At 60.8% G+C, this 21,705-nt stretch carries 18 protein-coding genes; 12 read left to right on the forward strand and 6 right to left on the reverse strand.

Annotated features, from left to right (window positions below; translation table 11 throughout):
• The first annotated feature begins 14 nt into the window (after positions 1 to 14).
• Positions 15 to 1,352 carry an erythromycin esterase family protein gene (locus tag G7W63_RS09930; RefSeq protein WP_166256870.1) on the forward strand — a complete coding sequence of 446 codons (1,338 nt, stop codon included), beginning with the start codon at positions 15 to 17 and terminating at the stop codon, positions 1,350 to 1,352.
• A 62-nt stretch (positions 1,353 to 1,414) separates the two neighbouring features.
• On the opposite strand, the gene G7W63_RS09935 is transcribed toward G7W63_RS09930, so the two are convergent.
• Complete coding sequence (locus tag G7W63_RS09935) at positions 1,415 to 2,104, reverse strand: SDR family oxidoreductase (protein ID WP_166256873.1); 690 nt, start codon at positions 2,102 to 2,104, stop codon at positions 1,415 to 1,417.
• A 208-nt stretch (positions 2,105 to 2,312) separates the two neighbouring features.
• On the opposite strand from G7W63_RS09935, the gene G7W63_RS09940 reads away from it, so the two are divergent.
• On the forward strand, positions 2,313 to 3,041 hold the full coding sequence (locus G7W63_RS09940; RefSeq protein ID WP_166256876.1) for a polyamine aminopropyltransferase: 729 nt from the start codon (positions 2,313 to 2,315) through the stop codon (positions 3,039 to 3,041).
• Between the two features lie 7 nt (positions 3,042 to 3,048).
• Here G7W63_RS09940 and G7W63_RS09945 read toward each other — a convergent pair whose 3' ends face one another.
• A complete protein-coding gene (locus G7W63_RS09945; protein WP_166256879.1) occupies positions 3,049 to 3,492 on the reverse strand; it encodes a hypothetical protein in 444 nt (147 codons plus the stop codon).
• Positions 3,493 to 3,671: 179 nt separating this feature from the next.
• Here G7W63_RS09945 and G7W63_RS09950 point away from each other — a divergent pair, with 179 nt between their 5' ends.
• Both G7W63_RS09950 and G7W63_RS09955 read left to right on the forward strand, forming a co-directional pair.
• Positions 3,672 to 4,658: an alpha/beta fold hydrolase gene (locus G7W63_RS09950; protein ID WP_166256881.1), complete on the forward strand. Its 987-nt coding sequence runs from the start codon at positions 3,672 to 3,674 to the stop codon at positions 4,656 to 4,658.
• Positions 4,636 to 5,442, forward strand: coding sequence for an ATP-binding protein (locus tag G7W63_RS09955; protein ID WP_166258298.1), 807 nt, complete (start codon positions 4,636 to 4,638; stop codon positions 5,440 to 5,442). Before G7W63_RS09950 ends, G7W63_RS09955 begins: the two co-directional genes overlap by 23 nt.
• On the opposite strand, the gene G7W63_RS09960 is transcribed toward G7W63_RS09955, so the two are convergent.
• Positions 5,411 to 7,408 (reverse strand): ATP-binding protein, encoded by a 1,998-nt coding sequence (locus tag G7W63_RS09960; RefSeq protein ID WP_166256884.1) that lies wholly within the window; start codon positions 7,406 to 7,408, stop codon positions 5,411 to 5,413. The two genes, G7W63_RS09955 and G7W63_RS09960, sit on opposite strands and share 32 nt — an antisense overlap.
• A gap of 44 nt (positions 7,409 to 7,452) precedes the next feature.
• The gene (pdsR, locus tag G7W63_RS09965) at positions 7,453 to 8,154 is read right to left on the reverse strand and encodes a proteobacterial dedicated sortase system response regulator (RefSeq protein ID WP_166256887.1); all 702 of its coding nucleotides are present in this window, start codon (positions 8,152 to 8,154) and stop codon (positions 7,453 to 7,455) included.
• Positions 8,155 to 8,337: 183 nt separating this feature from the next.
• Between pdsR and G7W63_RS09970 the strand changes: the two genes are divergently transcribed.
• The 5 genes from G7W63_RS09970 to G7W63_RS09990 all read left to right on the forward strand — a co-directional run bounded on the left by G7W63_RS09970 (position 8,338) and on the right by G7W63_RS09990 (position 12,600).
• The gene (locus tag G7W63_RS09970; RefSeq protein WP_166256890.1) at positions 8,338 to 10,488 is read left to right on the forward strand and encodes a marine proteobacterial sortase target protein; all 2,151 of its coding nucleotides are present in this window, start codon (positions 8,338 to 8,340) and stop codon (positions 10,486 to 10,488) included.
• Complete coding sequence (locus G7W63_RS09975) at positions 10,485 to 11,087, forward strand: class GN sortase (RefSeq protein ID WP_166256893.1); 603 nt, start codon at positions 10,485 to 10,487, stop codon at positions 11,085 to 11,087. Before G7W63_RS09970 ends, G7W63_RS09975 begins: the two co-directional genes overlap by 4 nt.
• 42 nt (positions 11,088 to 11,129) lie before the next feature.
• Positions 11,130 to 11,834: a lysophospholipid acyltransferase family protein gene (locus G7W63_RS09980; protein WP_166258301.1), complete on the forward strand. Its 705-nt coding sequence runs from the start codon at positions 11,130 to 11,132 to the stop codon at positions 11,832 to 11,834.
• Positions 11,835 to 11,945: 111 nt separating this feature from the next.
• A complete protein-coding gene (locus G7W63_RS09985; RefSeq protein WP_166256896.1) occupies positions 11,946 to 12,185 on the forward strand; it encodes a GlsB/YeaQ/YmgE family stress response membrane protein in 240 nt (79 codons plus the stop codon).
• Between the two features lie 13 nt (positions 12,186 to 12,198).
• A complete protein-coding gene (locus G7W63_RS09990; RefSeq protein WP_166256899.1) occupies positions 12,199 to 12,600 on the forward strand; it encodes an MAPEG family protein in 402 nt (133 codons plus the stop codon).
• Positions 12,601 to 12,687: 87 nt separating this feature from the next.
• Here G7W63_RS09990 and G7W63_RS19975 read toward each other — a convergent pair whose 3' ends face one another.
• Positions 12,688 to 13,434, reverse strand: coding sequence for an OmpA family protein (locus G7W63_RS19975; RefSeq protein WP_242634377.1), 747 nt, complete (start codon positions 13,432 to 13,434; stop codon positions 12,688 to 12,690).
• A 144-nt stretch (positions 13,435 to 13,578) separates the two neighbouring features.
• Here G7W63_RS19975 and G7W63_RS10000 point away from each other — a divergent pair, with 144 nt between their 5' ends.
• Positions 13,579 to 15,027, forward strand: a complete 1,449-nt coding sequence (locus G7W63_RS10000; protein ID WP_166256902.1) for a rhomboid family intramembrane serine protease — start codon at positions 13,579 to 13,581, stop codon at positions 15,025 to 15,027.
• A 1-nt stretch (position 15,028) separates the two neighbouring features.
• On the opposite strand, the gene G7W63_RS10005 is transcribed toward G7W63_RS10000, so the two are convergent.
• Complete coding sequence (locus G7W63_RS10005) at positions 15,029 to 16,342, reverse strand: DUF4013 domain-containing protein (protein WP_242634378.1); 1,314 nt, start codon at positions 16,340 to 16,342, stop codon at positions 15,029 to 15,031.
• A gap of 317 nt (positions 16,343 to 16,659) precedes the next feature.
• Between G7W63_RS10005 and G7W63_RS10010 the strand changes: the two genes are divergently transcribed.
• Positions 16,660 to 18,489, forward strand: coding sequence for an ABC transporter ATP-binding protein (locus G7W63_RS10010; RefSeq protein ID WP_423202286.1), 1,830 nt, complete (start codon positions 16,660 to 16,662; stop codon positions 18,487 to 18,489).
• 331 nt (positions 18,490 to 18,820) lie between these two features.
• Positions 18,821 to 21,586 carry an aconitate hydratase AcnA gene (gene acnA, locus G7W63_RS10015; RefSeq protein WP_166256908.1) on the forward strand — a complete coding sequence of 922 codons (2,766 nt, stop codon included), beginning with the start codon at positions 18,821 to 18,823 and terminating at the stop codon, positions 21,584 to 21,586.
• Positions 21,587 to 21,705 lie beyond the last annotated feature (119 nt).

The raw sequence follows: 21,705 nt of genomic DNA on the forward strand, positions 1-21,705 counted from the left end.
AGGAGGCAACCGTCATGACAGAAGGCCACGGGTTACAACAGTTGGACATGCTCCGCCAGGCCATAACGCCGCTGACAGGGGAGGCGGGCGATTACGACGAGCTTCTCGCGCTTTGTCGCGACAAGAGTTTTGTTCTGCTCGGGGAGGCCACCCATGGCAGCCACGAGTTTTACCAGGCCCGCGCTGAGGTCACCAAACGGCTGATCATGGAGCAGGGCCTGAGTGCTATCGCTGTTGAGGCCGACTGGCCTGCGGCTTACCGCATCAACCGCTATGTCAGAGGCCTTGGCTTTGATGAGTCCGCCGCGGAAGCGTTGGGGGACTTTCACCGGTTTCCGTTGTGGATGTGGCGTAATACGGTGATGGTGGAATTTGTGGAGTGGTTGCGCGAGTTCAACTACGGCCGCAGTCTGGAATCGCAGGTGGGCTTTTATGGCCTCGACATGTACAGCATGTATGAGTCCATCTACCACGTCATTGACTACCTGGAGCAGGTAGACCCTGAGGCAGCGGACCATGCGCGGCAGAGTTATGGATGCCTCGACCACACCTCCGATGAACAGGAGTACGGCTACGGTGTGATGTTGGGCAAGCGGCCTTCCTGCGAAGAGGAAGTGGTCAAGCAGTTGATGAGGATCCAGGGCAACGCTGCGGACTATGTCAGAAAGGGTGGCATGCTGGCCGAAGATGAGCAGTTTCAGGCTGAACGCAACGCCAGTCTGGTCCGCAATGCTGAACGCTACTATCGCACCATGTTTACCGGCCGGATCAGCACCTGGAATATCCGGGACCGCCACATGAGCGACACCCTCGAGGCCCTGCGCAAGCATCTGACCTCGCGGACCGGCAACAGCGCCCGATTAGCGGTCTGGGCCCACAACTCCCATCTCGGAGATGCCCGTGCCACGGCCATGGGTGAGCAGGGGGAGTTCAACCTCGGCCAACTGACCCGGGAGCGCTACCGTGACGATGCCCTTCTGGTAGGGTTCACCACCTCCCGGGGTCATGTGTCCGCGGCCTCTGCCTGGAACGGCGACGTTGAGCTCAAGACAGTTAAACCAGCTCTGCCCGACAGTTACGAGCATCTGTTTCATGAGATTGGAGAAGAGGCGTTTCTGCTTGACCTGCAGGATCAGCGGGTGGCGGCAATCCTTCCCAAGAGCCGCCTGGAGCGGGCAATTGGCGTGCTGTATCTGGCCAGTTCCGAACGCAGGAGTCATTATTTCAACTGCAAACTGGCAGACCAGTTTGATGTGGTGCTGCATTTTGACACCACGCGGGCACTGGAGCCCCTGGATAAAGTGTCGGAGTGGACCGATCGCGCGCCCGAGACTTATCCTTTCGGCGTCTAGACCGACCATGAAACCGACCAGCAGGCGGTGGGCCAGATCCTGCCCACCGCCTGAAATAGCTATCAGTCCACCGGCGGCGTTGGTCGCACCAGGATCTCGTTGACGTCCACGTGCCTTGGCTGGGCCAGAGCGTAGGTCACTGCATTGGCAATATCGGCGGGCTCCAGGGCCGAGGCTGGTGGTTCATCGAAGAACGCTGTATCGACCATGCCTGGTTCGATCAGCGTTACCCGCACCCCGGTGCCGCGCAACTCTTCCCGTACTCCATAGCCGATGGCTGAAACCGCCCACTTGGTGGCACTGTACATAGAGCCTGGAATGGTTGTCCGGCCTGCTGCCGACCCGGTAATAAGCAGATGCCCGCGGCTTTTCTTTAGCGCCGGCAGGCAGTGCTGGAGGGTGAGCCCGACGCCAAGCACATTGGTCAGAATCATGTCTCGCCAGACCTCAGGATCGGCGCCGCTGAAACCCCCTGAGCTTCCACCCCGGCCGGCGTTGGCAAACACTGCGTCTATCTGGCCAAAGGCTTCCAGAGCCTTGTCCACCATGGCTTTCTGGTCGTCGCCGCTCTGAACGTCACAGGTCGCCGTCAACACCCGGGATTCGCCCCCAAGTTCGTCGCGGAGTTCGGCCAGTTTGTCTTCGGAGCGGGCTGCCAGCACCAACCGGTAACCTTCCCTGGCAGCCGCACGGGCAGTGGCCGCGCCGATGCCGGATGAGGCGCCGGTTATAAGCAGAACTGGTTGTGTCATCGTAACCTCCTTATCACTGGTATCTGATTTACCACTGGATCTGGATCACTACCGGTACCGTCCTGAAACCCGAGCCTATCACCCGGGGCCGGATAGCGCGAAGCGCTTCGGGTCGCGATTGGCTATGCCCATTGGTACGGCCGTGGCAGCCGAGCGGACTTTTTCTGTTAGAGTGTTCGTTCTAAATGCATCAATATCAAGGTGACCGATGGGCCTTCTGTTTGAGGAAATTGACACCCAACCTTCCGCCCTGGGTGAAATAACCCTTCGCAGGCGCCGTATTCCCGCCCTTGGCGACCGAGACATCTATGAGGTCAAGCTTGGGGACGAGTTTTTGATGTCCAGCATGTTTGTGGATGCCGAGGTGGCGCTGGCAGACATGGCCCTGGCTGAAATCAGCGGCGATAACCTGCAGGTGGTGGTGGGTGGCCTGGGCCTGGGCTACACCGCAGAGGCTGCGCTCAAACACGACCGGGTGGGCTCCTTGCTGGTGGTGGACGCCCTCAATACAGTGATTCAGTGGCATGAGCAGGAAAAGGTGCCTCTTGGCAAAATTCTTAACGATGATCCGCGCTGCCGTTTTGTCCATGCCAGCTTTTTTGATCTGGCAGTGGCCGAGGGCACCGGTTTTGACCAGGATCAACCGGACAAGCTCTTCGACGCCATCTTGCTGGACATCGACCACTCGCCACGGGCCCTGCTGAACGAGTCCAATGCAACCTTCTACAATACCAACAGTCTGGGTCGAATGGCGCGCCAGTTGCGGCCCGGTGGCGTCTTTGGCATGTGGTCCAACGAACCACCCGATGAGGAATTCATGGAAATCCTGCAGTGCCTGTTTGTTGAGGTGGAAGCCCGGGTGGTGTCGTTCTTCAATCCGTTCCAGAACACGGAGTCATCCAACACGGTTTATGTGGCACGCCAGCCCGGGCAGTGAGCCGGCTCTAACGCCAGCTAACGAGGCAGCCAGACCTGATCAGGTAACGTCCGGTTTCCTTGCCCCGGCGCTGGTATACCCACCACTGGCCGGCATGGTGGTCCGGATCGCCTAGAATATAGCGTACCTGGGTGGCGCTCATGCCAGCCTCTACCCTGGACTTCACCCGAAGCCGGCGCAGTTCAGTGGACTGGATGTAACCCCTGGCGCAACCGGTACGGGACGCTCTGGCCTGTCTGGGCGCTGGTGGCTCAAAGCGGAAATCAGCGCCGGTATCCAGCCGGCCTCCGGTCCGGGCCGGCTCGACGGTGACGACTTCGGCCCCGGCACCGCAGGGTCTATCCGAAAACAGGGTCTGGCTATCTGTCTGGCAACGGTAGATCTGGCTGTGGCTATCAAACGGCACCAATAGACTGATCAGCAGTGCCATGGCCGTGAGGGTGGGGCGCATCCTGCGTCTCCTTCGCTTGTGGCTCGTGCGACCTCCTGTCGCAGCTGCGAAGCTTAGCAGACCCTTTTTGCCGGGGCTACGTCCGGGCCAGGGACATTATTTCAATCCCTACCGAAACGCGGACCGGGCTGAGCTAAAGCTATACTGAATCAGGAACTGACCGCCAGGAGTCAAGGAACGTGCGTATCGAAGGAACGACCAGCCCCCAATCTCCTGAAAGAGCTTCCGGTAACAGCCACGAAAAAGCTGCCCAGTGCCGCTATAACTGTTATCTGGATCTGCCGGATGGTCGCCGGCTTGCCTACGCAGACTGCGGCGACCCCGAGGGTAGGCCGGTTATCTTCAGTCACGGCATGCCCGGCTCCCGGATGGAAGCAGGTTTCTTCCATGAACAGGGCCTCGCTGCGGGCTTCCGGATTATTGCTGTGGACCGTCCGGGTATCGGATTTTCCACCCGACAGAAACGCCGCACCCTGCTGGACTATGCCTCTGATGTCGCTGTGCTGACCGATCAGCTGGACCTCCGGAAATTCATCGCCATGGGCTGGTCAAGCGGTGGCTCCCGAAGCCTGGCCTGTGCCTTCGCCTTACCCGGGCAGGTAGAGCGGGTGGTGTTGCTGTCCAGTTATACCCATCTTGAGGAGTACCCGACCGCTGGTCGCTGGTTCCTGACTACCGGCTGGCCGGGCCCGGCGGTCCTGGCCTTCGGTATGCCGGTGTTCCGATTCGCGGTAGCCTGTATGGCAAGGCTGGCACGAATGCGGTCAGGGGCCTACATGACCCAGGTCCGCAAACTTACCAGCCCGGCCGACCGGGCCCTGTTGCAGGACCCCGGGCACTGGCGTCTGTTCCATCGCGACCAGCTGGTGTGCCTGCACAGTCATGGCCGGGCCATCGCCCAGGATCTGGCCAACGAACTGTCGGGCTGGGGCTTCAGCCTGGCGGACGTCAGGGTGCCGGTCGCGATATACCAGGGCACAGACGACCCCTTCACGCCGGAGGGATTTGGCCAACATCTGGCTCGCCACCTGCCCTGGGCAACCCTGGAGCGCCTGCCCGGCCAGGGCCATTTCTATTTTCTTGATAAGGCGTTTCAGGCTAGCCTGTTCCAGCAACTTTCAAAGACCTCGGCAGATGACAGCGATGAGGACACCGGTAACGATTGACTGGACCACAACTTCCGCCGCGGCCTGGCGCCGGCACCGGGCAGGATTGCGGCCGATTCGCCGCCTGGATCCGGTCCAGTGGCAGGACCTGCAGGGCATTGAGCGTCAGCAACAAGCCCTGGCCCGTAACACCGAGCGCTTCCTGAAAGGCCGGCCCGCCAACAATGCCCTGCTCTGGGGCGCCCGCGGAACCGGCAAATCCTCCCTGATCAAGGCCTTGCTGAATCGCTATGCCAGCGATGGGCTGCGAATGATCGAGGTGGACAAAGACGACCTGGTGAACCTGCCCGAGATTGTGGATGAGATCAGCGAGCAGCCCTTCTGGTTCGTAATTTATTGCGATGACCTTTCCTTTGAGGCCGGCGAGTCCTCCTACAAGGCGCTTAAAAGCGTGCTGGAAGGCTCCCTGGAGTTGCCCCCCGAAAATGTGCGCGTGTACGCAACGTCCAACCGGCGCCATCTGATGCCCGAGTTCATGGCGGATAACCTCAAAAGCACCATGAGCGGGGGCGAACTGCACCCGGCCGAGGCCATTGAAGAGCAGGTGTCCCTGGCAGACCGGTTTGGTCTGCAGCTGTCGTTCTACAGCTTTTCGCAGGACCTCTATCTTGAGGCCATTGATGCCCTCTTCCCCGACGTGGCTGACCGGCGGCAACTGCATAAGCAGGCAATCGCTTTCGCCCTGGCACGCGGTGTCAGAAACGGCCGCACGGCGCAACAGTTCTACCGCCAGTATGAAGTGGTCCCGACCCCTACGGCAGCGGAAGCCAGATCCGGAAAATGACACCTCTGCCTGACTGTGGCCCACGGGGGCTGTCGGCGTTGTCAGCCTGCACGCTGCCCTGATGGTATTCGGCAATCAGCCTGACGATCAACAGTCCCTGGCCAAGGTGGCCCTGATCCGCGCGGTCGCGTAGCGACACGAAGGGACTGAATATCTCGCTGGTGAGGTGGGCGGGCAGGCTGGAGCCCTCGTTGAATACCGAAAGTTCGTTGCCCCCCGGTCCGGGTGTCACCGCGACCTCAATAAGGCCGCCCGGCGGCGTGAAATCCCGGGCGTTGTCGACCAGCTTGTCCAGCAACTGCACCAGCAGCTCCGGGGAACCATAGGCGGCAGCCCCGGCGTCCGGTCCCCGGTAGAGAATACGATGATCCGGAGACAGTGCCTGGTAGGCAGCGGTAGCCTGGGAAACCACGACCGCCATGTCGAAGGCCTCTTTCTCGGCATGGTCGAAGCTCTGCTCCAGTCTTGCCGCTTCACTCATGCCCTGGAGAATCTGGCTCAGCCGGTCCGTTGCCTGCTGTGCCCGTTGCAGATAGGCATCCTGATTTTCGCGACTGTCCTCCTGGGCAAGATTATCGAGGGAGGAGCGCATGACGGCGACCGGGGTCTTGAGTTCATGGGACAGTCGCCGTGAAAAACTTTCCAGATAGCGGGTGTAACCCTGGAGATTGTCGATCATCTGGCTGAATTGCCGGGACAGATCCCCGAGCTCATCCCGGGCTGCGCTGGCCGGCATGGGGCCGATCACTCGGCCATCCGTGTCGATGCTTCCCCGAACCGCCTGTTGCAGGCGCGTAATGCGCCAGGACAGCCAGCTGGCATAGCCGAGCAGCGCGAGCATCAGGGCAAGGATAAGCAGCGTGCTGCGGGCGATCACCGAGCCCAGGGCGTCCCCGGACAGGGCCACCAGCTGGCTCAGGGATTGTTCCAGGACCAGGTGGCGGCCATCGTCCAGGGCCCGGTGAACCATCAGTTGCGGTGTTTCCGTGCCATGGCGCACGATTCCCTGTTCTGGAAGCTGGCTCGGGTCGAGGCGGTCAAAATTCTCCGGTAAAGCAATGGGATCGGGCTGAAAATGGCGTACCAGTGCTCGCAGGATATTCAGACTGATCTGCTCGATGATGTCCATCGCCCCGAGCGACTCGAAATCTGGCTGGCTATCCGGGGCCGACAGGGCTTCTTGTGCCAGTACCCAGCCCTGTGTATCCAGCACCAGGACCTGTTGTCCCGGCAGGATGGCCGAGGCCAGGGTGTCCTCAAGAGCAGCCGATCGCGTCACCAGCCTTGGTAGCTCGGGTGGTGACCCGGTACCCGTGACCGCGCGGGTATCACCCGTAACCGGGTCCGGCCGGTGCAGCATGAATCCGAACGCCTGATCTGCCCCGGGACGGGGTAACCGGAGCTCGAGCTGATAGCCCCGGCCGGTGGCCTGCCAGTAGCCCCGCACCTGGTAGTCGGCGGCTGGTTGCCGTCCCGGCCGCCAGCCCACCACCGGTCCGGGGGCAGGGGTCTGGATATGGCGCTCCTTCAGTTCGCCACCGTCTCGCCAGTAAATCCGGAGATGTTCATGGGCCCTGTTCGGCTGGCCCGGGTCGAAGTAGCGGGGGTTCGGGTTGGCGACCCGCAGCAGCAGGTATAGATGATCCCCGTTTACCGCTATCTGCCAGTCGGCCGGCTGCCCTGAAGGCACTGTTTCGGCGTCTTCCTCATCGTAACCGGGCCAGTCGTCGCCGTAACCGTCGAGATTGAGTTGCCGTTCCACGGTGGTGGCATAAATCGCCGGGCGTTGATCTGTGTCCGGCAAGTGCTTCCGGGCGCCTGTCTGCATACGGCTGGCCTGGCTTTGCAACTGCTGGGCCGCCTGCGCTCTCAGAGCCTGGTCCAGCTCCAGCACAAACTGCAGCCCCGCCCAGGGGATCAGCAACATCAGCAGGCTGGCAATCAGCAACTGGCGTTTGAGCGTCATCGGAACCGGCTCACGATTTCTTTGGGCTCGGCAAAGGTGATGGGTCAGCTTTCATGGGCATTCCAGCGATAGCCGAAGCCATAGGCCGTCTGAACGCCGTCAAACTCCGGATCGTTCTGCTGGAACTTGCGTCGGATGCGCTTGATATGTGAAGTCACGGTGTTGTCGTCGAGGACGGTGCTGGCGGCCTCCATCAACTGGGTTCGGCTTTTGACATGGCCGGGGTGGTGAACCAGGGCGTGCAGCATCCAGAACTCGGTCACGGTCAGGTCAACCGGACGGCCATCCCACTCCGCCGTCATGCGGTCTACGTTCAAGTGCAAGCGGCCCCGCTGCAGAACTTCGTCGGCCTGCCGGCTGGATTCAGCCCAGGCGTCCGCGCGTCGGAGCAACGCCGTAATACGGGCGAACAGGTGATCGAGACTCATGTCCTTGGTGACGTAGTCATCCGCCCCCAGCCTCAGGCCGAGCACGGAATCGGCGTCGCTGTCCCGGGCGGTCAGGAAAATCATGGGCAGGGTGGGGGACAGTTTGCGCAGGTCCTGGCACAGGTCAAAGCCGCCGTCCATTTCGTCGCCGAGGCCAACGTCAATGATCGCCAGGTCCGGCAGACCGGTTCTCAGGGCGGCGTAGGCCGTTGCCCGCTCGCCATAGACTGATACCCGGTAGCCACGCCGCTCAAAGGCCGCCCGGTAGTTTTCCCGAATCGCAGGTTCATCTTCGATCAGTGCAATGTGCCGTTTCATAGCCTTACCCGGTGCTGAACGTCCGGCTTATTTAACCACGCTGGCGACAGAGCACAAGGCACCGGGAGAGGTTTGCCATAATTCATCATTTTCTGCCGGCGCTTTGCCCCTTTGTGCCACCGGACAGACCCATCACTTGTTTTAAATGGCTCCCATACCCAATCAACTGCCGGAGCCTGTTCCATGTTCTTCACTTCTGTTAGCCGTGATACCGGTACGTCTATCTCGCGAACACGAACAGTGTCCAGGGCACAACCGACGCCGGTGAAACTCAGGAAATTGCTGGAAGGGGTCAGTCTGTGGCTTCTGGTTGCGCTGTTCCTGTCTCTGCACCCGGTGTATGCGGAAGCCACCGAAAGGGGCGAGGAGACCGCCGGCGCGCTCTATTTCGGGGAACCTGGCAGCCGTGGCGAGCAGGCAACTCTGCTCAGTGCTGACTACCAGGTTACCGTCAGTGGGCTGATTGCGGAAACCCGCCTGCGACAGAGCTTCAGCAATGCCGGGCAGAACTGGCGCGAGGCCATTTACGTGTTCCCCCTGCCGGAACAGGCCAGTGTCTACAGCCTGAAAATGCGGGCCGGTGAGCGAGTGATCGAGGGTGAAATCCAGACCCGCCAGGAAGCGGCAACCCAGTACGAGACTGCAAAGGCAGAGAGTCGTCAGGCCGCAACCGTAGCCCAGGAACGTCCCAATCTGTTCACCACCCGCCTGGCCAATATACCGCCGGGCGAAGAGATTACCGTGGAGATCCGTTACCAGCAGGCGGTGCGCTACCAGTCCGGCGAGTTCGAGTTGCGCCTGCCGACAACCCTGACCCCCCGTTACATGCCCGGCGCGCCTCAGGTAGCCGACGCCCCTGACAACTGGCGTCAGGGCTGGGCCATGCCCACCACGCAAGTGGCGGACGCTGATGCCATCAGCCCGTTCACCGTGCTGCCTGACGATCTTCCCCCGGGTAGCCACCAGGCCAGTATCAGCCTTGAACTCTATACCGGGTTGCCCATCGCCTCGGTGCTGAGCCCCAGCCACAGCCTCCAGAGTACCTGGGATGGCGACACCGTAAGGGTGACGCCAACTGAGGGCGCGGTGCCCATGAATCGGGACATGATTGTCCGGTGGCTGCCGGTACGAGGTGAAGCGCCCTCTGCAGCAGTCTTCCATGAGCGCTGGCAGGGGGAGGACTATCTGCTGGCCCTGCTGGTGCCGGGAGTTGAAAGGGGCGGGCGTCTGGCGCGGGAGCTTGTGTTCGTCATTGATACCTCCGGCTCCATGGCCGGCGAGTCCATCCGCCAGGCCCAGGCTGCGCTGATGCGAGGGCTCGACACCCTGGGGCCAGACGACACGTTCAACATTATCCAGTTCAGTCACAGCGCCCGCAGCCTTTTCCCCTCAGCGCACCCGGCTTCAGCCCCTAACCTGAACCAGGCCCAGGCCTATGTCCGCGGGTTGACCGCAGACGGCGGCACAGAAATGGCCCCGGCGCTGGCGAGGGCCCTGGCCGCCGGCAAGGAGCGCTCTGGCCGGGTCCGCCAGGTGGTGTTTATCACGGACGGTGCTGTTGGTAACGAGGCGGCCCTGTTTCAGCAGATCGAGCAGGAACTGGGTGAAAGCCGTCTGTTCACCGTGGGAATAGGGGCGGCGCCGAATCTCCATTTCATGCGGGAGGCCGCCCGGTTCGGCCGGGGCACCTATACCGCCATCACAGATCTGACCACTATGGCCAAACCCCTGGAGGATCTCTTCGGTAAAATGCAGGCCCCGGTACTCACCGATCTGAGCGTGGCCTGGCCCGATGACATCCAGTCGGAGGCGTTACCGCAACGACCGGGCGATCTGTTTCTGGGAGAACCCCTGATCCAGGTCGTCCGGGGTCAGGCTGCCGAGGGAAAGCTGGTCATGTCGGGCCGCCTGGCCGGAGGCCAGAACTGGCAGCAGAGCCTGGATCTGACCAGTGCCGCGCCGGGGCAGGGTCTCCATCGTTACTGGGCGCGGCAGAAAATCAATGGTCTGCTGGACCGCTCCGTTGTCACAAAAGCCGCGGGGGAAAGCCCTTCAGGCACCCGTACGGAAGATCAGGTGACCGAACTGGGTCTGAAGTATCAGTTGGTGACGCCCTACACAAGCTTTGTCGCGGTCGACAAAACGCCCAGACGGGAGGCAGACGAGCCGCTTGATGCTGAGCCGGTTCCGACCCTCCTGCCCAAGGGCAGTGCACCGGCCATGCTGCGTTATCCCCAGACCGCAACGGGTGCGCCGGCCCTTATGATGACCGGCGCACTCGGAGGCCTGCTGTGCGGATTGCTGGCTCTGGTTCGCAGGAGGACTAGAACATGAGCCGCTGCCTGCTGACCTTGAGCCTGCTGTTCGGTGCCGTGTTCGTTGTCGGTGCCTGGATTCCCCTGAAGGCCATGCTGGCCCAGGAGCTGCTGACCCTGGCCTGGGCTGAAACCCAGGCCAGGCAACAGCCGGCCAGACCCTGGCCCTGGGCGGATACCTGGCCGGTGGCGCGACTGGATCTGGGTCCCGGCACAGAGCCGCTGATCGTGTTGGAAGGTGTTCACGGCGAGAGTCTGGCGTTCGGGCCGGGCAGACTGGCGGGCGCAACCCGGGAGGGGCCAATTATTATTGCCGGTCATCGGGACACCCATTTCGATGCCCTTGAACACCTGAAGGCCGGCAACCTGCTGCGTCTTCAGGATCAGGCGGGCAGCTGGACAGACTATGAGGTGACTCGTATCCGCATTGCGGACAGCCGGGAGGAAGGCATCGAACTGGACGCCATGGCGCCGGATAGCCTCTTGCTGGTTACCTGCTTTCCATTTGACAGCCTTGCCAGTGACGGTCCGTTACGCTACCTGGTTGAAGCCCGTGTTCGGCCTCCTTTACCCTTGAACCTGGCCTCCGGCGGAGGTATTGCCGACGCCGGATTTTAGCGTACACTTGTGCGCCAGATTTTCCAGAGGCGGGGTGTGGTGATGGGGCTGTTGCGCATGTTGCTGGCTTGGGCGCTGGTGCCCATTATTTGCCTGGTGGGGCTGGGCCTGTGCCTGGCGCGACCGTTCAACCCGGACAACAACCGGACCTTGGGCTGGATCATGGCCCGAACGGGACGGGCGGTGATGGGCATGAAGCGTCCCCTGATCGGGGCTGAAAATCTCTACCACGACCGCCCCACGGTGCTAATCGCAAACCACCAGTACAACGACGACCTGTTCGTATTCGCCGATCTGCTGCCGCCCCGCACGGTAACAGTGGGCAAGGCCGCCCTGGCCTGGGTGCCTTTTTTCGGCCAGGTGTTCTGGCTCGGGGGCAACGTCATGATCAACCGGGCTCGCTCCCACAAGGCGGTTGCGGTGATGCAGGCCACCAGCGACGCCATTACCGTTGATCGCAAGAGCGTATGGGTCTTTCCCGAGGGCACCCGGAGCCGTGGCCGGGGCCTGCAGAGTTTCAAGAAAGGCGCATTCTATGCCGCCATCGCCTCCGGCGTTCCCATCACCATGATCTGCGCCAGTCCCTACGATACCTCTACAACCGGCTTCCTCGGTCGCAGGAAACCGGTATCCGTGCAAATCCTGCCGCCTGTTGAAACCCGTGGTCTGACCAACGCTGACATTCCCGAACTGATTGCCCGGTGCCATGGCGAGATGCAGAGGGCTATCAATGGCATGGCCCACTAAACTGCCCCGCTCCGGTTCTTGCAGGGTTGCTGAAAACAGGGCAGTCTCAAGGTCGCCGTCCATGGCGGACGCTCGTAACCAATCCGAAATCACCCAACCTGGAGGGACTTAATGAACCTGATACTGTTTCTGATTATCGGCGGCGTTGCCGGCTGGCTCGCGGGTCTTATCATGAAGGGCCGGGGTTTTGGGGTGCTCGCCAATGTCGGCATAGGTATTGTCGGCTCGGTGATCGGCGGCTTCGTCTTTCGTCTGCTCGGCCTGGCATCCCAGGGCGCAGTAGGAGAACTGGTCACGGCCACAGTGGGCGCGATATTGCTGCTGGCCATTGTGGGTGCCATCAAAAAGTAAGAAGGCCTGCTGAATGATTATTCCGATGTCGGCGATTTTCGCCAGTGTTGTCGCTTTGTTTGCGCTATTTCTCGCCTACCGGGTGTCGACCTTTCGCCTGAAGTACAAACGGGGGATGGGCCACAACGAAGACCGGGACTTTGAGTCCGCCGTGCGGGCTCACGGCAATCTCATGGAATATGCGCCGCTGGCGCTGATCCTGATGGCCATAGGCGAACTCAACGGGGTCAGTGCCGGCCATGTTTACTGGGTGGGCATGACCTTCGTAGTGGGACGCCTGCTCCACGCCTGGGGCATGGCCAAGGGCCACGGTGGGCCCCACCGGGCACGACTGGTGGGCATACTGCTCACCTGGCTGGCAATTCTGGTGATGGCATTGTTGCTGATATGGAACGTGTACCAAGTGAATTTTTAGACCTGGCGCCACTAAAAAAAGCCACCCCTGCCGGGTGGCTTTTTTGTGCGAATCCCTGCCTGGAACCTATAGCCCGGTTCGGGCTATCTACTGTGCTTTCGCCATCTGGGCGGAGTCGTACTCCAGTTCAAGACGACGATTGGCGGCATGGTCAGCGGGATTGGTGAGAGGCCTGGCGCTGCCCCAGCCAGTGGTCTGGATGCGTGATTCGGCTATGCCCTCAGAAACAAGCAGCTTGGCTGCCGAGCTGGCTCTCAGGCGCGCCAGGAAGGTGTTGTATTCGTCATTGCCGAAGGTGTCCGTGTGACCGTGGACATGCACCCGGAGCTCGGGATGAGCTTTCAGGTAGGCTGCGTGCTGGCGCAGGGTCTGCTCATCCTCTTCGGTTAGCCGGTGGCTGTTGAAATTATAGTGAAACCGCATGCGGTGGGGCTTTCGGGGGCTATGCTCGAGCGTGGGTATGGGTCTGGCAAATCCGGTGTCCAGGGTTGCAGCGCGCGCCATCAGTTCCGGGTTGTCCAGTACTAGTACAGTCATGTGTTCTTCCTTGGTTTCATTGATCGGGCTGCTTTTTTGTTTGGCAGGACTATTGTCAGAATTGTCTGTTACCACAATTGGCGATTGGTCGATAGTGTCTGCCTTGATGACGTCTGGTGCTGAGGCTCTGCCATTGGAGCTAACCTCGGCGTTATCACCGGTGGCCGCGCAGCCGGCCAGCAGGCTGGCCATGAGCCCGCCACAGACTAACACGCGCATGGACCGTAGGGATTGAACAGGACCCTTGTTACCGATGGATGACAGGGGCCCCGGGAGGGCTGGGTAGGGGTGTGACATGGTCTTTCTCCTGACTTGATTGAGGCCCCGCCTCGCCGGGCCTCAGGTTTGTGGCTGTCAGGGTGTATTTCAGCGCGAAAAGCGGGCGATGCTGTGGTAAAAAGCAGATCGGAGACGACGAATTATGACCAATTGTGACTGCCCATGCTGATCATCCCCGCGGAAAATACCATCGACTGGAAGCGTCCGCCCTGGATGACCCTGGGTCTTATGGCAACCTGTCTGCTGGTGTTCCTGTTCTACCAGGGAGCAGACCCACGCCTGCAGGCCACGGCCATTGAGCGTTACCTGGACGCCGGGCTTGTGACCCTGGAGGCGCCGGTTTACGAGACCTATCTGCAGCGCGAGGTCAATGTCAAAGGCGACACCGACCGCATTCATGAGCTCCAGGCATTCCGGGACGCGGTCAACGAAGGCAGCCAGCTCTGGCAGGCAGCAATCATGTTGTCTGACCGGGAATTCTACCACTACCTGCAGGACAACAAGGGGCTGGTGTGGGCACCCCAGGAACAGGCTCGCTGGCAGGCAGCGCGGCCTCCGATCCAGAACGAACTGATCGACAAGCTCAGCGCCAACCAGCTCGGGCTGATACCGGGCGAGCTGAACCTGTACGCGCTGATCACCTACCAGTTTCTGCATGGTGGCCTGGGGCACCTTATCGGTAACCTGGTGTTCCTGTTCCTGCTGGGCTTCACCGTCGAGAAGGCCATGGGGCCGGCCCGCTACCTGCTGGCTTATCTGCTCTGTGGCGCCCTGTCAGGACTCGTCTATACCGCCTTTTCAAAGGGCAGCCAGGTGCCTCTGGTCGGTGCGTCTGGTTCCATTTCCGGTCTGATGGGTATGTACGTGGCCATCTACGGGGCCAGGAAAATACGCTTTTTCTACTTTTTCGGGGTCTATTTCAACTATTTCCGTGCCCCGGCGCTGGCTTTGCTGCCGGTGTGGCTGGGCAAGGAACTCTACGACTACTGGTTTGCCGGCGCCACTGGCATCGCCTATATGGCTCATGCCGGCGGTCTTGTGGCCGGTGCGGCACTGGTTCTGATGCTGGGCAAGAGCTGGTTTCAGGTCAGGGAAGCCTTCTTCGAGCCTGAGCAGGACGAACAGGATGAGCGTTTTACCAGTGCTTACGCCCAGGCCATGGGTAGCCTGGGGCGCATGGAGTTCGCCCTGGCAAAGCACCAGTTTGAAGCCCTGTGGGAGCGTCACCCCGAACGCGTCATTCTGCTGGAGCACCTGTACCAGCTGGCCAAGTTACGGCCAGAGACGCAGGAATACCGCGACCGCACCCTGGCCCTGATGAACCAGTCCCTGAGCAGGCGTCAGCCCGAACGCATGGTGGAAGTCTGGCAGGAATACCTGTCGAAAGGTTCAGGCAATAAACCGCTGGCAGCGGAGGATCATAATCGGGTTCTGTTCGCCTGTCTCCGGCACGACGACCTGAAGAACGCGGAGAAAGCCTTCGAGCGTTTGCGTGGAACCGGTGACCAGCTTCTGGTGGGGGAGGCGTGTCGTTTGCTTGCGGAGGAGTTCGAGAAACGCCAGATGACCCCCAAGGCCCGCCACTACCGCCAGCTTCTGCCGGCGGTATGACTCAGCCGTCAACTGCGAAGGTGGCCCTGGGGCCTTTCAGGGGCTCCCTCCGGCTGGCCTGTTCCTTATAGGCGGCGATCTGGCCATGCAGGGGATGCTGTGGGCATTTCTTCTCGATGAAGCTGAGAAACGCTGTGGCTTTGTCCCAGAGTCCTAGCCCGTTGGCGAGGGCCTGGGCTACCAGCAGGTAGGCTGGCGCAAGCTGTTCGCAGTCCGGGAAGCGCTTGTGGAAATCCTGTAGCAGGCGCAGCACGGCCTTGTATTCACCCTGGCGATACAGCGGCTGGGCACAGGCCAGGGATAGCTCCGGATCATCAAGGCGAAAGCCTGGCTCAGCCTGCTCAAGAATCCGGAGCAACTCCTTGATGCCGTCACTGTCGTTACGGCTTGCCAGCCAGGACAGCAGGCGCGGGTGGAAACGGCAGAGCTCGGCGGTATCGTGCCGCGCCTTGAGCAGCAGGTATAGCTGGCTGATCCGGTGGCTGTTGTGGGGGTCCCGCTTGAGGCTGTCCTTGAGCATTGACAGCACGCGGTCGTAATTGCCGTCTTTCAGGTTCATGTCCAGGTCGGCGTCGAAGCGCCCGCTGCGGTCGCGCTGGTGGCCCGAGTCCTGCTCGTCCGCATCCTGCAGGTCGCTGGCGAAACCTAGCTCTTCCTGGTACTGGAACAGCAGGTAGCCCAGCATATGGAACAGGATCAGAGTAAAGGTACTGTTGAGGAAACCGGCGAGTGGCTGGGCCAGCCAGGGCGCGAAATGGTTGAGGGCAAATTCCTGGGCTGCACCGGACGCCAGGGTGAGTAGGATGACGTAGCCGTACAGCAGGAAATAGGGCCAGCCGATACGGGAGATAAGCACTGCCAGGTTCATTGGATTGACCGCGGCCATCACCGAGTGCTCCATGGCCAGTACCATGATGCTGGCCGGCAGCGCCAGCACTGCAAAGGCCAGCACCAGTAGCGCCAGGTAAGGACCACCCACAAGCCCGGCGGAGAATACCAGGCCTCCCATCAGGACGAACACCACCAGCTGCAGAATGACGATGCCAAAGCCATCGCCGCTGAACGCCGTGGCCAGCGGCGGCGGCTTCATATGGCCATCGGCGGTATGACGGATCACCGCGTAGGTGTACTTGAACAGCGCGAGCACCAGCAGAACCGTGACCAGCACGCCAATCAGGTTGGCGCTCAGGAGCATGGGCACAAAGGTACAGATGGCGATCACCATCAGGGGATCAACATGAAACGGATAGCGGAAAAAGGCGGATAGCCGGTTCCAGAAAGGCACCACCTCGGTTGCGGCGCCAAGATAGCGCATGTTTCGGCCACAATGCGGACAGAGTCCATGCTGTCTGCGGGGGGCGGCGTCCGGCATGCAGCTCGGGCAATAGTGGGTCAGGCACTCGCCACAGTGCCACTTGGCGGGCTCACCGGGATGGTAATGACAGTCGTGTTTCAAAGGCGGGCCCGATCCGATAATACGATTAACATCCTGTCATGATCGCAGATGCCGGGCCTGTGGGCCAGTCACCGGGTGAGTTATCATAGACAGTAGGCTATTGTCCGAATGGGGTCGTATGTTCAGTCCCGTCCCGTGGAATCGTCCCAGTTGCGGGCACCCAGTCAGGAGGAGCATTGGAAGACTACGCCGGGGAGCAGGTGTCTGCTGTCAAAGAACCACAGGTTGGTGAACGGACTTACACATGGCGTTCAATCGCCAGGCTGGCGTTCAAGCATCGTCCCAGGCTGGTGCGCGCCAACATTCTCGCCATCTTTGCCACCCTGGCCAGCGTTCCGGTACCGCTGCTGCTGCCTGTGCTGGTGGATGAGGTGCTGTTGGAGGACGAAGGCCCGGTTTTGCCGGTCATGCAGACTTTTCTGCCTGAGGCCTGGCACCAGCCCGTCGCCTATATTGCCGTGATGGTGCTGGCGGCGTTTCTGATGCGGTTGACCGCGCTCGGATTCAATGTGGCGCAATCCCGGGAGTTTTCCAAAATCTCCAAGGATGTGGTCTTCCGTATGCGGTCGCGGCTGCTGGGACGGCTGCAGCGCGTGTCCATGTCGGAATATGAAACCATGGGGTCCGGCTCGGTAAGCAGCCATTTCATCACCGACCTGGACACCATAGACCAGTTCCTGGGCACCACCATCAGCCGATTCCTGGTGGCCAGCCTGACCGTGCTGGGTACCGCCGTCATTCTGCTGTGGGTGCACTGGCAACTCGCTTTGCTGATCCTGCTGTTCAATCCCCTGGTGATCTTTGTAACCATGCTGATCGGCAAGCAGGTCAAAGAGCTCAAGCGGCGGGAGAACAGCGCCTACGAGGTCTTCCAGGGCGCACTGACAGAAACCCTTGATGCTATGCATCAATTGCGGGCTGCCAATAGGGAAGAGCTTTATCTGAGGCAACTGATTGGCAAGGCCCGCAAGGTACGGGACCATGCGGTCCAGTTCCAGTGGCGAAGCGACGCCGCCAGCCGGGCCAGCTTTGCGCTGTTCCAGTTCGGGGTTGACGCTTTCCGCGCCGCCGCCATGGTAGCCGTGCTGTTGAGCGACCTGAGCATCGGCATGATGTTCGCCATTTTCGGCTATCTCTGGTTCATGCTGACGCCCGTGCAGGAAATGCTCAATATGCAGTATGCCTTTTATGCCGCCAATGCGGCCCTTGCCCGCATAAACCGGTTACTGACCCTGAAGGAGGAGCCCCGCTACCCGGCCCTGCAGAATCCCTTCAAGGGCCAGCACACGGTCAGCCTGACGTTGAAAGACATCCACTTCGGTTACGGCGAAGAAGCGGTGCTGCGCGGCATTAATCTGCACCTGGGCAAGGGGGAGAAAGTGGCCGTGGTAGGCGCCAGTGGCGGCGGCAAGTCCACCCTGGTTCAGATCATTCTGGGCATGTATACCCCTGACCGGGGGGAAGTGCTGGTTGATGATGTACCGGTTCAGCGCATTGGCCTGCCCCGCCTGCGGGAGCATATCGCAACCGTGCTGCAGCATCCGGCACTGTTCAATGACAGCATCCGGCAGAATCTGACCCTGGGCCGTGACCAGTCCGACAACGAGCTATGGGAGGCGCTGGGGATTGCCCAGATGGACGCGACAGTGCGCGCCATGCCTGATCAGCTGGACACCCTGGTGGGCCGTCAGGGGGTGAGGCTTTCCGGCGGCCAGCGCCAGCGCCTGGCCATCGCGCGCATGGTATTGTCCGACCCGGCCCTGGTTATACTGGACGAGGCCACCTCGGCCCTGGACGCCGAAACCGAATCAAAGCTGCACCAGGCCCTTGAGGGCTTTCTGAGGCAACGTACGACACTCATCATCGCCCATCGCCTGAGCGCGGTTAAACAGGCAGACCGGGCCTGTGTGTTCGAAGATGGCCGAATTATTGAGGAAGGTCGCCATGACGATCTGATCGCCAGGGAGGGACTATACGCCCAACTCTACGGCGAGCTGCAAACCTGACCCAGGTGCGATTCTTTCCCCCGGGCGAAACAGATGTGACACTATGGTACTAATCGCTAAAAGCATGGGACTAATGGCTAAAAGCTGCGTCCGGGTACCCAGGCCGTGCTTTCTGGCAGGCATTCACCGGGTGAATAAAGGAGATAACCGCAGCAGTGGTTGAAGTCCTTTTAATAGCTGCAATAGTTAATAGATGTTTCACAGTCGGATTTCTCTCGCTCAACCTGAGTTGGCCAGGACCAAGTCGTTGTGACCAGCTTCGTACCAGAGTGAATCGGTCGGATACAGAGCGGCTTTGGGAGTCCCCAAGAACACGTTGAAGGAGACCAACATGTCGAACGAAACCAACCCGAGCCAGGACAGCTTCAAGACTCTGAGCAGCCTGGACGTCAAAGGAAAGACCTTTCACTACTACAGTTTGCCTGAAGCCGCGCGTTCGTTAAGCGGCGTCGATACCCTTCCTTTTTCCCTCAAGGTGCTGCTGGAGAACCTGCTGCGCCACGAAGACAATGACACTGTTGACCAGTCCCATCTCGAGTCCATGGCCGAGTGGGTCAAGAATCGCCATTCCGATGCCGAGATCCAGTACCGGCCTGCCCGGGTGCTGATGCAGGACTTTACCGGCGTGCCGGCGGTGGTCGATCTGGCGGCGATGCGGGACGCCATGGCCAAGGCGGGCAAAGATCCCGCCCTGATCAAGCCGCTGTCGGCGGTCGACCTGGTGATCGACCATTCGGTGATGGTGGACCGATTCGGCGACCCGTCCGCGTTCAAGGATAACGTCGTTATCGAGATGGAGCGCAACAAGGAGCGTTACGAGTTCCTGCGCTGGGGTCAGCAGGCCTTTGACAACTTCCGGGTGGTACCCCCGGGTACCGGCATCTGTCATCAGGTCAATCTGGAGTACCTGGGTAAAACGGTCTGGACCAAGGAGCTGGGCGGCAAGACATTTGCGTTTCCCGATACCCTGGTGGGAACCGACTCCCACACCACCATGATCAACGGCCTGGGCATCCTGGGCTGGGGCGTTGGCGGCATTGAGGCGGAGGCAGCGATGCTTGGCCAGCCGGTCTCCATGCTGATTCCCGAAGTCATCGGTTTCAAGGTCAGCGGCAAGCTGCGTGAAGGCATCACCGCCACCGACCTGGTGCTCACCGTTACCGAAATGCTGCGCAAGAAAGGCGTGGTCGGCAAGTTCGTGGAGTTCTACGGCGACGGTCTCGACGACATGCCGGTGGCGGATCGGGCCACCATTTCCAACATGTCTCCGGAATTCGGGGCCACCTGTACCTTCTTCCCGGTCGATGACCAGACCCTCAAGTACATGGAGCTTACCGGGCGCGACCAGGACCAGATCGCCCTGGTGGAGGCCTACGCCAAAGCCCAGGGCCTGTGGCGTGAACCCGGCCATGAGCCGGTCTATAGCGATAACCTGCAGCTCGACATGGCTGAGGTGGAAGCCAGCCTCGCCGGCCCCAAGCGTCCCCAGGACCGGGTTGCCCTTAGTGACATGAAGTCCACGTTCGAACTGATCATGCAGCAGAGCGATAACGGTAAAAGCGCCCCGGACAACGAACGCTGGCAGGGCGAAGGCGGACAGACCGCGGTTGGTGTCGACAACAGCTATGAGCACCACACCAGCCAGTCGTTCGAAATGGAAGGGGAGAAGCTCAGGTTGGACCCGGGTGCAGTCGTCATTGCGGCAATCACATCCTGCACCAACACGTCCAATCCCAGCGTCATGATGGCGGCGGGCCTGCTGGCACGGAAAGCGCTTGAGAAAGGCCTGATGACCAAGCCCTGGGTCAAGACCTCGCTGGCCCCCGGTTCGAAGGTGGTGACCGAGTATTTCAAGGCCGGCGGCTTCCAGGAGGATCTGGATAAACTGGGCTTCAACCTGGTGGGCTACGGCTGTACCACCTGTATCGGTAATTCCGGGCCGCTGCCCGAAGCCATCGAAGAGGCGGTGGAGAAGGGTGGCATTACGGTAGCAGCGGTGCTTTCCGGTAACCGCAACTTCGAGGGCCGCATTCATCCCCTGGTCAAGACCAACTGGCTGGCATCTCCGCCTCTGGTGGTGGCCTACGCGCTGGCCGGCAACGTCCGGCTGGATCTCAGCAAGGAGCCTCTGGGTGAGGACAGCGACGGCAATCCGGTCTACCTGAAGGACATCTGGCCGTCCCAGGAGGAAATTGCCGAGGCGGTTCAGAAGGTCAAGACCAGCATGTTCGAAAGCGAGTACGCAGGTGTATTCGAGGGTGACGACACCTGGAAGTCGTTGGATGTGCCGGACAGCAAGGTCTACGACTGGTCGGACAAGTCCACCTATATCCAACATCCGCCATTCTTCGAGGGTATTGGTCCGGAACCGGAGAAGGTCGAGGACATCGAAAACGCCCATATTCTCGCCATACTGGGGGATTCCGTCACCACCGATCACATTTCGCCGGCCGGCTCCATCAAGGCCGACAGCCCCGCGGGCAAGTATCTGCAGGACCATGGCGTCGAGCCTAAGGACTTTAATTCCTACGGTTCCCGCCGGGGCAACCATGAGGTGATGATGCGGGGCACATTTGCCAATGTGCGCATCAAGAATGAAATGTTGGACGGCGTCGAGGGTGGTTTCACACGGTTTGTGCCCAATGACGAAGAAATGCCCATCTACGATGCTGCCATGAAGTACGCAGAGAAAGACACGCCGCTGGTGGTCATCGCCGGCGCCGAATATGGCACCGGGTCATCTCGGGACTGGGCGGCCAAGGGGACGCGCCTGCTGGGCGTTAAAGCGGTTATTGCCGAGTCCTATGAACGGATACACCGCTCCAACCTCATTGGTATGGGTGTGATGCCCCTGCAGTTCCCCCAGGGCACGGATCGCAAAAGCCTGGAGCTCACGGGCGAGGAGACCATCAGCATCAGTGGTTTATCGGGGGAGGTGAAGCCTGGAGCCGAGCTGGAAATGACGGTGACCTATCCCGACGGTAAGACCGAGACCTGCCAGCTGGTCTCGCGTATCGATACCGCAAACGAGGCAACCTACTTCGAACACGGAGGCATTCTGCACTACGTTCTACGACAAATGATCGCTGCGGCCTAACCAGTCTGCGGCCCCGGGCTTTCGGCCGTGTTGGTCTTGTCGCACGGCCGAATTCGTGCCACGCTGACCCTCTAACTGAGGGGGGGTGCCCATGTCCATGTGACCGGCGCGAAGGCTAG

Origin of the sequence: Marinobacter salicampi, assembly GCF_011074795.1 — a bacterium.
Lineage (GTDB): Bacteria > Pseudomonadota > Gammaproteobacteria > Pseudomonadales > Oleiphilaceae > Marinobacter > Marinobacter salicampi.

What these genes read in the sequence shown, in the direction of transcription:
- G7W63_RS09990 (WP_166256899.1), top strand. Translation starts at nt 12,199, where the DNA reads ATGATTATTCCGATGTCGGCGATTTTCGCCAGTGTTGTCGCTTTGTTT.
- G7W63_RS09955 (WP_166258298.1), top strand. Translation starts at nt 4,636, where the DNA reads ATGAGGACACCGGTAACGATTGACTGGACCACAACTTCCGCCGCGGCC.
- G7W63_RS09935 (WP_166256873.1), bottom strand. Translation starts at nt 2,104, where the DNA reads ATGACACAACCAGTTCTGCTTATAACCGGCGCCTCATCCGGCATCGGC.
- G7W63_RS10005 (WP_242634378.1), bottom strand. Translation starts at nt 16,342, where the DNA reads ATGCGCTATCTTGGCGCCGCAACCGAGGTGGTGCCTTTCTGGAACCGG.
- pdsR (WP_166256887.1), bottom strand. Translation starts at nt 8,154, where the DNA reads ATGAAACGGCACATTGCACTGATCGAAGATGAACCTGCGATTCGGGAA.
- G7W63_RS09980 (WP_166258301.1), top strand. Translation starts at nt 11,130, where the DNA reads ATGGGGCTGTTGCGCATGTTGCTGGCTTGGGCGCTGGTGCCCATTATT.
- G7W63_RS09975 (WP_166256893.1), top strand. Translation starts at nt 10,485, where the DNA reads ATGAGCCGCTGCCTGCTGACCTTGAGCCTGCTGTTCGGTGCCGTGTTC.
- G7W63_RS19975 (WP_242634377.1), bottom strand. Translation starts at nt 13,434, where the DNA reads ATGTCACACCCCTACCCAGCCCTCCCGGGGCCCCTGTCATCCATCGGT.
- G7W63_RS10000 (WP_166256902.1), top strand. Translation starts at nt 13,579, where the DNA reads ATGCTGATCATCCCCGCGGAAAATACCATCGACTGGAAGCGTCCGCCC.
- G7W63_RS09940 (WP_166256876.1), top strand. Translation starts at nt 2,313, where the DNA reads ATGGGCCTTCTGTTTGAGGAAATTGACACCCAACCTTCCGCCCTGGGT.
- G7W63_RS09970 (WP_166256890.1), top strand. Translation starts at nt 8,338, where the DNA reads ATGTTCTTCACTTCTGTTAGCCGTGATACCGGTACGTCTATCTCGCGA.
- G7W63_RS09985 (WP_166256896.1), top strand. Translation starts at nt 11,946, where the DNA reads ATGAACCTGATACTGTTTCTGATTATCGGCGGCGTTGCCGGCTGGCTC.
- acnA (WP_166256908.1), top strand. Translation starts at nt 18,821, where the DNA reads ATGTCGAACGAAACCAACCCGAGCCAGGACAGCTTCAAGACTCTGAGC.
- G7W63_RS09945 (WP_166256879.1), bottom strand. Translation starts at nt 3,492, where the DNA reads ATGCGCCCCACCCTCACGGCCATGGCACTGCTGATCAGTCTATTGGTG.
- G7W63_RS09930 (WP_166256870.1), top strand. Translation starts at nt 15, where the DNA reads ATGACAGAAGGCCACGGGTTACAACAGTTGGACATGCTCCGCCAGGCC.
- G7W63_RS09960 (WP_166256884.1), bottom strand. Translation starts at nt 7,408, where the DNA reads ATGACGCTCAAACGCCAGTTGCTGATTGCCAGCCTGCTGATGTTGCTG.